11 protein-coding genes are annotated in these 8,745 nt (G+C 65.0%); 5 read left to right on the forward strand and 6 right to left on the reverse strand.

The genetic code is table 11. The features are described from left to right. Positions 1-94: 94 nt before the first annotated feature. From EN964_RS15795 to EN964_RS15810, 4 genes are read right to left on the reverse strand one after another with little or no spacing between them, the layout of a single operon-like run. Positions 95-1,150: an aldo/keto reductase gene (locus EN964_RS15795; RefSeq protein WP_127272524.1), complete on the reverse strand. Its 1,056-nt coding sequence runs from the start codon at positions 1,148-1,150 to the stop codon at positions 95-97. Further along, on the reverse strand, positions 1,147-1,500 hold the full coding sequence (locus tag EN964_RS15800) for a TIGR04076 family protein (RefSeq protein WP_127270671.1): 354 nt from the start codon (positions 1,498-1,500) through the stop codon (positions 1,147-1,149). The genes EN964_RS15795 and EN964_RS15800 overlap by 4 nt, the downstream gene beginning before the upstream one ends. After that, on the reverse strand, positions 1,501-1,983 hold the full coding sequence (locus EN964_RS15805) for a DUF3830 family protein (protein ID WP_127270673.1): 483 nt from the start codon (positions 1,981-1,983) through the stop codon (positions 1,501-1,503). Continuing rightward, positions 1,980-2,714, reverse strand: a complete 735-nt coding sequence (locus tag EN964_RS15810) for a GntR family transcriptional regulator (protein WP_127270675.1) — start codon at positions 2,712-2,714, stop codon at positions 1,980-1,982. Before EN964_RS15810 ends, EN964_RS15805 begins: the two co-directional genes overlap by 4 nt. 126 nt (positions 2,715-2,840) lie before the next feature. Between EN964_RS15810 and EN964_RS15815 the strand changes: the two genes are divergently transcribed. From EN964_RS15815 to EN964_RS15835, 5 genes are read left to right on the forward strand one after another with little or no spacing between them, the layout of a single operon-like run. After that, complete coding sequence (locus EN964_RS15815) at positions 2,841-3,638, forward strand: ABC transporter ATP-binding protein (RefSeq protein ID WP_127270676.1); 798 nt, start codon at positions 2,841-2,843, stop codon at positions 3,636-3,638. Next, positions 3,635-4,384: an ABC transporter ATP-binding protein gene (locus EN964_RS15820; RefSeq protein ID WP_127272525.1), complete on the forward strand. Its 750-nt coding sequence runs from the start codon at positions 3,635-3,637 to the stop codon at positions 4,382-4,384. The genes EN964_RS15815 and EN964_RS15820 overlap by 4 nt, the downstream gene beginning before the upstream one ends. Further along, positions 4,381-5,289: a branched-chain amino acid ABC transporter permease gene (locus EN964_RS15825; RefSeq protein WP_127271373.1), complete on the forward strand. Its 909-nt coding sequence runs from the start codon at positions 4,381-4,383 to the stop codon at positions 5,287-5,289. Before EN964_RS15820 ends, EN964_RS15825 begins: the two co-directional genes overlap by 4 nt. Then, positions 5,286-6,269: a branched-chain amino acid ABC transporter permease gene (locus EN964_RS15830; protein ID WP_164748655.1), complete on the forward strand. Its 984-nt coding sequence runs from the start codon at positions 5,286-5,288 to the stop codon at positions 6,267-6,269. The genes EN964_RS15825 and EN964_RS15830 overlap by 4 nt, the downstream gene beginning before the upstream one ends. Beyond that, positions 6,266-7,570, forward strand: a complete 1,305-nt coding sequence (locus EN964_RS15835) for an FAD-binding oxidoreductase (protein ID WP_127276523.1) — start codon at positions 6,266-6,268, stop codon at positions 7,568-7,570. The genes EN964_RS15830 and EN964_RS15835 overlap by 4 nt, the downstream gene beginning before the upstream one ends. A gap of 8 nt (positions 7,571-7,578) precedes the next feature. Here EN964_RS15835 and EN964_RS15840 read toward each other — a convergent pair whose 3' ends face one another. Next, positions 7,579-8,235 carry a GntR family transcriptional regulator gene (locus EN964_RS15840; RefSeq protein WP_127267839.1) on the reverse strand — a complete coding sequence of 219 codons (657 nt, stop codon included), beginning with the start codon at positions 8,233-8,235 and terminating at the stop codon, positions 7,579-7,581. Positions 8,236-8,248: 13 nt separating this feature from the next. Next, on the reverse strand, positions 8,249-8,745 hold a 497-nt coding region (locus tag EN964_RS15845; RefSeq protein WP_127276525.1), incomplete at its 5' end, for an aminotransferase class III-fold pyridoxal phosphate-dependent enzyme.

Raw genomic sequence — 8,745 nt, forward strand, 5'->3', positions numbered from 1 at the left:
GTGTTGGCGCGCGCAGCGACGAACCAGTCGACGAAGAAGCGGTGCAGGTCGATGATTTCGGCGCTGGCGCGTGAAAACAGGGAGGGCTCGTCGCTCATTTCTTCCCCGCATTGAGGTTGTAGTGCATGATCGAGCCGTGACGGCCGTGACGGTCGCGCTCCAGCGTGTAGACGTCGCCCTCGAGACCGGTGCCTTGCGCGATGACAGCGGCAATCCGCGCCCGGTCTTCGGCGTCGAGCGCAACGTCCATGATCTTTGCATTGGCCAGCGCATGCGCCTGGTTGCGGGCGCCGACGATGACGGCCGCCACTTGCGGCTGCTCCAGCACCCAGGCGCTGGCGATGGTGGCGATGTCGACGCCGTGGCGGTCGCCAACGGCCTTCAGCGCCTGAAGCAGGTGCTGGAAAAGGCCCCAGCCGCCGAAATCGTCGATGATCAGCTTGTATTTCACCAGCGAGCGGTTTTCGAGCGGCGTGGCCGGTTCGGCCACGCCGAGCCATTTGTCGCTGAGAAAGCCGCCGGCCACCGAGCCATAGCAGAGGAAGCTGACGCCGTGTTTGGCGGCGAGGTTCGCCAAGCTGTTGCCAGGCCGCTGGTCGAGCACCGAATATTGCAGCTGCTGGCTGACCAGCGGTATGCCGGCGGCAAGGATTTCAGCCAGGCGCGGCGTGTCGAAATTGGTGGTGCCGAGATTGCGCACCTTGCCTTCAAGCCGAAGCTCGTCGAGCCAGCCCATCGCCTCGACATAGCGAGGCTGGTCATAATCCCACCAGTGGAACTGAACGAGATCGAGCCGCTCGGTCTTCAGCCGCCGCAATGACTGGTCGACGATGCTCCTGATGTAGTCGCGGCTGATGCTGGCCAGCCGTTCGAGGTCGGGCACCAGCTTGGTGTGCACCTTCATCCGGGCGGCGACATCGAGGCCGCGCTCACTGGCCAGTCGCAGGCGCGCGGCGCCGATCAATTCCTCGACGCCGGTGTAGATGTCGGCGCAATCATAGGTCCAGATGCCGGCATCGAAGGTGGCGATCAGATCGGCCACCGCCTGGCTGCGGTCGATGGCGCCGTGGCCGCCGGCCAGCTGCCAACCGCCGCGGATGACGCGCGAGATGGTGTAGCCAGAGCCGAGTTCGAAGGTGTTGGCACTCATCTCAGGTCATCCTCTTTAGGCAGCGGCACCGCCGTGGTCTCGGCGTGGCTGAACCGCCGCTTGGCCATCCTGACGATCCTCAGCCGGCTGGCGCAATTGGGATCGGGACAAGCGATCTCCGCGTCCGAGGTCATCCAGTCGTTCGGGTGGGTTGGGCGCTGCTTGGCCGCCAGCAGAGGCAAGACGGCGGCGAGCGAATAGATCGAAAAACCCTGCCCTGCCGGCATCGACAGCATCTCGCCCTTAAGTTCGAAATAGTCGCCTTCCTTGGCGCCGCAATAGATCGGCTTGCCCTCCGGGATGACCGCCTCGACGCGAAGATCGAACAGCTCGAAACTGTCGTCGGCCATTCAAGCCTCCATCAGGCTGAAGGTAACATCGCAGGCGCCGTTGCGGCGGATGACACCGCAAGCGGCGGCGAACCGGTCACGCTCTTCGACGCGCACTTGCGCCACCACGCTGCCGGCCAGCCAGCCGATCGGGAACAAGAGCCGCGCGCCCTGCCCGTAGTAGAGGCCGATGTCGAAGATCGCATTGGGATTGCCGCCCCACATGCGTGGCGGCACGTAGGAAAGCACGATGTCGCCCGGCTGCGGCGTCAGCGTCGCGTTCTCGGCCGGCAACGGTTTCGCATAGGCCTGGCCCTCGAGATCGGCCGCGGGAACCGGACAGGAGATTTCCGGCCCCGTCCACATCGCATGGATGCCAGGGACGACACGTGGCGTGCCGAGATAGGCCGAGAGGAAGGCAGCGTTTTCCGGTGCCTTCTCGGGCAGCAGCAGCGCCGTGACGGAAAGCTGCGAGCGCGGCTCGGTGATCCTGATGGCGGTCATGTCTGGTCTTTCGCGGCGGCGGCCTGCAGCTTGCTGCGCAGGAAGGTGAAGGGGCGGCTGATGTCGGCGACAAGCGATTCGCGCGCCGCCTGCGCATCCTGCGTGGACAGCGCCATGACGATGCGGCGGTGATACTGGGCGGTGTCGACTTCGCCGGCCTCCGAGAAGGCATAGATAGCGACGCGGATGCAGGGCCCCGATTGCAGCCACAGGCTCTCGATCATCGGGATCAGCACGGCCGAGCCGCAGGAGCGGTAGATCTCGAAATGAAAGCTCTGATTGAGCGTCACTTCGCGATCGACGTCCTTCTTGTGTTTCAGCGCCCGCATCTCGTCCCATTCGCCGAGAATGGTTTCGATGGTGGCGATCTGGCGCGGGCCCATGCGGGCGGCGGCCAGCGCGATCGCTTCGCCCTCGATCAGGATGCGGGCACGCAAGAGATCATCCAGCCGTTCCAATGTGATCGGCGGCACACGCACCGAACGGTTGGGCAGCGCCTCCAGCGCCTTTTCCGTGATCAGCCTGCCGAGCGCCTCGCGCACCGGCATGGTCGAGGTGACCAAGGCGTCAGCTAGGCCACGGATGGTCAGCACCTGGCTCGGCTCGAACAGGCCGCCGATCAGGGCGCGGCGCAATTCCGAGTAGACGCGGTCCTGCACAGTTTCGCGGCCGACTGGCGCAAGCTGGGCCGCGATCGCCTCGTTGTTCTTTTCGATGGCAGCCTTTTGCATGGAATTCCGTTCTTGGCCGGTTTTCGGCTTGCGGATGAAATTAAAGCCGAATAGCGTGATCAAAGCAAGTGTGATCACAAATCATAATCAGGAGACGGCAACGATCGTCTTCGGCCAGAGGGTTTGATGAGCGAGGCAACCAAACGGCAAGGGGAAACCCGCGCGCCGGTTCTGACGGCAAGGAATGTCGTCAGGCGGTTCGGCGGCCTTGTCGCGGTCAACGATGTCTCGTTTGACGTCAAAGCGGGAGAAATCCTCGGCTTGATCGGCCCCAATGGTGCAGGCAAGACGACGATGTTCGACCTGCTCGCCGGCAGCATCCTGCCGACCAGCGGCGAGATCCTACTCAACGGCACGCCTGTCTCGGGCGAAGCCGCGCATCTGCGCATCGGTCATGGCGTTGGCCGAACTTTTCAGATCCCGCGCCCGCTGCCCAATCTGACGCTGATCGAAAACATTATGCTGGCCGCACAGGGCCAGGCCGGCGAAAAGCTGCTCGCCAATTTCATCACGCCATGGCGCGTCGCCGCGCAGGAAAGAGCCGCCAGGACAAAGGCGCTCGAACTGCTGGAACTGGTCACCCTCACCCATCTCGCGCATGAGCCGGCGCGGGTGCTTTCCGGCGGCCAGCGCAAGCTGCTCGAACTCGCCCGCGTGATGATGGCCGACCCGGCGATCATACTGCTCGACGAACCGGCGGCCGGCGTCAACGCGACGCTGCTGGAGGTCATCATCGACCGCATCCGGGACATCAACGCGCGTGGCATCACCTTCCTGCTGATCGAGCACAATATCGATATGGTGACGCGGCTTTGCCATCGCGTCCTCGTCATGGCGAGCGGCCAGCTGCTCAGCGAAGGCACGGCCGAAGAAGTCGCTCGCGACCCACGTGTCATCGAGGCCTATCTCGGAGGCGCGGCATGAGCGAGATCGTCCTCGAAGTCCGCGACCTCGAAGCCGGTTACGAGCCCGGCGTGCCGATCGTGCGCGGCGCCTCGATCACTGTCAAAAAAGGCGAGATCGTCGTCGTGCTGGGCCCCAACGGCGCCGGCAAGTCGAGCTTCATCAAGGCCATCGCCGGCCTCGTCCCGATCACCGGTGGCACGGTGTTTCTGGACGGCAAGGACATCACCGCTGCGCCTGCCCACACCATGGTGCGGCTTGGACTGGCCTTCGTGCCGCAGACCGAAAACATCTTCCCGCTGATGTCGGTCGAGGACAATCTCAGGGTCGCCTGCGGCGTCCTCGAGCGGCGCGAAATCCCTGCCCGCATCGAGGAGATGTATGCCGCCTTCCCAGACCTCGTCCGCCAGCGCCGCACCGCCGCCGGCAATTTGTCGGGCGGACAGCGGCAGATGCTCGCTGTCGCACGGGCGCTGATCGTCCACCCCAGAGTGCTGGTGCTGGACGAGCCGTCGGCCGGCCTGTCGCCGAAATTCGTCTCGATGGTGTTCGAGATGCTGGCCGGCATCCGCAAGTCCGGCGTCACCATCCTGCTGGTCGAACAGAATGCCAAGGCGGCGCTCGCCATCGGCGACCGCGCCTATGTCCTGGTCGAAGGCAAGGACCGGCACGAGGGCATCGCCTCCGAATTGTGGAACGATCCGGTGGTCGCCGAACTCTATCTCGGCCAGCGCCCATCTAAGGCAGGGAAAGGAGGTGAGGCATGAGCCTGCAATTTGTCGTCGACGGATTGCTGACGGGTTCGATGATCGGCCTCGGCGCCATCGGCGTGACGCTTACCTATTCGATCCTGCGCTTCTCGAACTTCGCCCATGGCGACTTCATGGCATGGGGCACCTATGCGACGCTGGCCGTCGTCAGCGCCATCGGTGCGACAGTAGGCAAGGTGGCGCCGATCGCACCGCTGTCCTTCGGCTGGCCGCTCATTGTTGCGCTCGTTATCGGCATGGCCTTCACCGCGCTCTTGGCGCTGCTGCTCGACAAGGTGCTGTTTTCGCGGCTTCGCTCGCAAGGCCAGGCGATCATCGTGGTGATGGCGAGCTTCGGCGCCTCGATGGCGCTGAGAAGCCTGCTCGAATTCACCTTCACCTCGCGGCCGACCTATTTCAGCCGCGCGATCCAGATCGCCATGCCGATCGGCTTCGGCATCCGCATCACACCCGACCAGATCGCGCTTTTGCTGCTGACCGCGGTGCTGGTGCTCGGCGTGCATCTGTTGATAACGCGCACGCAGACCGGCCGCTCGATGCAGGCCTTGAGCCAGAACGCGGCGCTGGCCCGCATCGTCGGCATCGATGTCGCCAGCGTGGTGCGCGTCACCTGGGTCATCGGCGGCGCTCTCGCCTGCGTCGCCGGCGTGATGATCGGCATTCTGGTGCAGATCCGCCCGTTCATGGGCTTCGACATGCTGCTGCCGATGTTCGCCGCCGCCATTCTCGGCGGCATCGGCAGCATTCCCGGTGCGGTGCTCGGCGGCCTGATCATCGGGCTCGCCGAGGCTGGTGCGGTGCAGTTGATCGGCGCCGAGTGGCGCGCCGCCGTTTCCTTCATCATCCTGATGGCGGTGCTGTTCGTGCGGCCGATCGGCCTGTTTGGTGTGAGGGAACGCTGATGGACCTGCTCGGCTACGGCGCCTTCTTCCTGACCACAGCGCTGATCTTCTCGCTGGTCACGCTAGGGCTCAATTTGCAGTGGGGCCTGACCGGGCTGTTCAATGTCGGCCTCGCCGGCTTCGTCGCCATCGGCGCCTACACATCGGCGCTGCTGACCACACCGGACGATGCCGCGCGGCTGGGCGGCTTCGGCCTGCCGATCCTTGTCGGCTGGGCGGGCGCCATGGTCGTCGGCGGCATCGCTGCAGCGCTTACCGGCATGGCAACGCTGCGGCTGAAATCCGACTATCTGGCGATCACCACCTTCGGCGTCGCCGTCGTCGTGCAACTGGTCGCGCTCAACGCGCAGAAACTGACCGGCGGCCCGTTCGGCATCGGTTTTATTCCGCGCCCCTTCGGCAGCCTTGCCGAGACGCCGCTGCTGTTCAACCTGTCCAACCTTGGCGTGGTCTCGGTGGTGACGCTGATCGCCTATCTCGCCTTGGAACATTTGTCGCGCAGCCCGTGGGGGCGGGTCTTGAAGGCGTTGCGCGAGGATGAGCGGGCGGCGATCTCGCTTGGCAAGAGCGCGCGTTTCTACCGCGTCCAGGCCTTTGCCGTCGGCGGCGCCATCATGGCGCTGGCCGGCGCGCTGCAGGCGCATTTCACCGGCTTCATCGCGCCGGACAATTATCTGCCGATCCTGACCTTCCAGGTCTGGGTGATGCTGATCGTCGGCGGTTCCGGCAGCAATCTCGGCGCCGTCATCGGCAGCATCCTGGTGTGGGCGATATGGGCCGGATCGGGCACGCTGACCAGCATCCTCTTCCCGCCGGAACAGCAGGCTCGCGCCGCCGCGCTGCAGATCGCCGCCATCGGCGTCATGCTCTGCGTCATACTGCTGATCCGGCCGAACGGCCTATTCGGCGACAGACCGCGGCGGTCCTGGTTAGATAAGCGGGCGAAGGCGGCGACGGCCAGGAGCATTTCGCCGTCATGAATGCCACGGTTCGGCGGGAAACGCATGGCGCTTCGCTGTGGCATGCCGTCAGCCGCAACCGCCGCGAGCGGCCGGCGCTGCAGAGCGGGCTCGCTGTCGACCTGGCCATCGTCGGCGGTGGCTTTTCCGGTCTTTCCACCGCGCTGCACGCGGCGGGGAAAGGCCTTTCCGTCGCCGTTCTCGAAGCCGAATTCATCGCCTGGGGTGCGACCGGCAGGAATGCGGGCTTTGTCGTGCCGAACTTCGCCAAAATGGATCCAGTCGACATACTGGCCCATCTCGGACCGTCGCGCGGCGAAAGGCTGATCGATTTCGCCGCCGGCAGCGCCGACCTGGTTTTCCGCCTGATCCGGCAGCACGGCATCGACTGCGACGCCGTGCAGAACGGATGGATCCAGCCTGCGCATTCGCCTGCCGCCTTCGAGAAGGTCAAGTCACGTGCCGGGCAATGGGCACAGCTTGGCCGGCCGGCAGTCACATTGGATCGGCAGGAAATCGAAGCCCTGACGGGCGTGCCGGGCTATGCCGGCGGCTGGATGGATCGTTGCGGCGGCGTGCTCAATCCGGTCGCCTATGCGCGCGGGCTTGCCGATGCGGCGGAGAAAGCCGGCGCGAAGGTCTTCGAGCAGACGCGCGTCGCCTCGGTTGATCGCATAGCCGATGGCTGGATGCTGAAAACCCCATCTGGCTCAGTACGCGCCGGCAAGGTGCTGATCGCCACCAACGCCTATGGCTGGTCCCTCAATCCGTCATTGCAGCGAACCTATTTCCCGCTGAAAGTCTTCCAGATCGCGACAGCGCCATTGCCCCGTGAAGTACGCAGCCGGTTGCTTCCCGGCGGGCAAGGCGTCGGTGACACCAGACGCAATCTGTTCACCTTCCGCTTCGACGCCGAAAACCGGCTGATCAGCGGCGGCATGAACATCCTTGGCGCTGGTGCCGACACGCGCGTACCGCAGACGATTTGGCGAAGGCTTGGTCGGCATCTCGGTCTGCCCGACCTGCCGCCGCTTGCCTACAGCTGGTCGGGAATGGCAGCGGTTGAACCGGATTTCCTGCCGCACCTGATCGACCTCGGTCCGGGCCTGATCGCCGGACGCGCCTGCAACGGCCGCGGCATCGCGATGACCACGGCGATGGGCAAGGTGCTGGCGGACTGGGCCTCTGGAACCGAGGCCCGCGACCTGCCGCTGCCCTTTGCGTCGCCGGCGCCAATCCCGTTCCATGCCTTGCTGCGGCACGCGCCCAACATGCTGCTCGGCTGGAGCATGCTGCGCGACCGGCTGGACGGGACGAGCTAGGCCGACGGCTACCTGGCAGCGTCAAGGTTTGCCGACAGCACGGCGGCCGCCATCGCGATGTCCTCTTCTATGAAGACCCGCACAGTGGGGCCGCTGCGCTGCTCCAGTGCGGCGACGATCTTGCGATGCGCGTCGTTGGAGTGCGGGATGTAGCGATCGGCCTGCATCAGCAGCTTGAGATAAGGCCCAACCCGCCCCCAGAGGTCGCGGATCATGTTCAAAAGGATCGGCGCGCCGGCATGCTGGTAGATGGCGAAGTGGAACGCCTCGTTCAACGAGAGATAGGCCCTGGCGTCGCTGGCCTCGATGGCACGCTGCATGCCGGCGAGCGTCGCCTGTATGTCAGCCAGTCCGCTTTCGCTCATCCTGGTCGCCGCCATCTCGCCCGCCAGTCCCTCGACGGCGATACGGATGCGCGTCAGTTCCTCGAAGGCAGGCGCGGACAGCAACGGCACGATGACCGAGCGGTTGTTCTGCATCTCGAGCAGTCGCTCGGCGACAAGCCGCTGCAGCGCCTCGCGGATTGGCGTGGTCGAGATGCCGAACGTCTCGGCGAGCTTGCGTATAACCAGCGTCTGCCCCGGGCTGAAGCCGCCTGAAATCAACTCCTGCTTGAGCGCGCCATAAGCGCGGTCATTCAGGGTTTGATGTTCGAGCTTCAGCATGCGATCGGCCCGATCACCAGTTCGACAGCGCGCGATCGAGCGTCTCGGCCAGTTGCTCGGCATTGTCCCTGGCAAACGGCAGTGGCGGCCTGATCTTCAGCACATTGCCGCGCGGACCGCAGGACGAGATCAGCACGCCGTCCTCGCGCATGGCTTCGACGACCGCCGATGTCTTGGTGGCGGCCAGCGCCTCGTCACCGTCCGCCGTCAGCTCGACACCGAAATAAAGGCCGTTGTGCCTGATATCGGCGACCGCGCCACGCCGGCTCTGCAGGGCGCGCAGCAGCTCAGCCGTATAGGCGCCGACATTGCGCGCATTCTCGATCAGTCCTTCACCTTCGATCACCTCCAGAACGGCGAGGCCGACGGCGGCAGCGACCGGATTGCCGCCAAAAGTGTTGAAGTAACCGGTGTTCGAGCCGAAGGAGGCGACAAGTTGCGGCCGCACCAGCACGGCACCCATCGGGTGCCCATCGCCGATCGGCTTGCCCATCGTGATGATGTCGGGCT

The sequence above is a fragment of the Mesorhizobium sp. M7A.F.Ca.CA.001.10.2.1 genome, from assembly GCF_003998575.1.
Classification (GTDB): domain Bacteria; phylum Pseudomonadota; class Alphaproteobacteria; order Rhizobiales; family Rhizobiaceae; genus Mesorhizobium.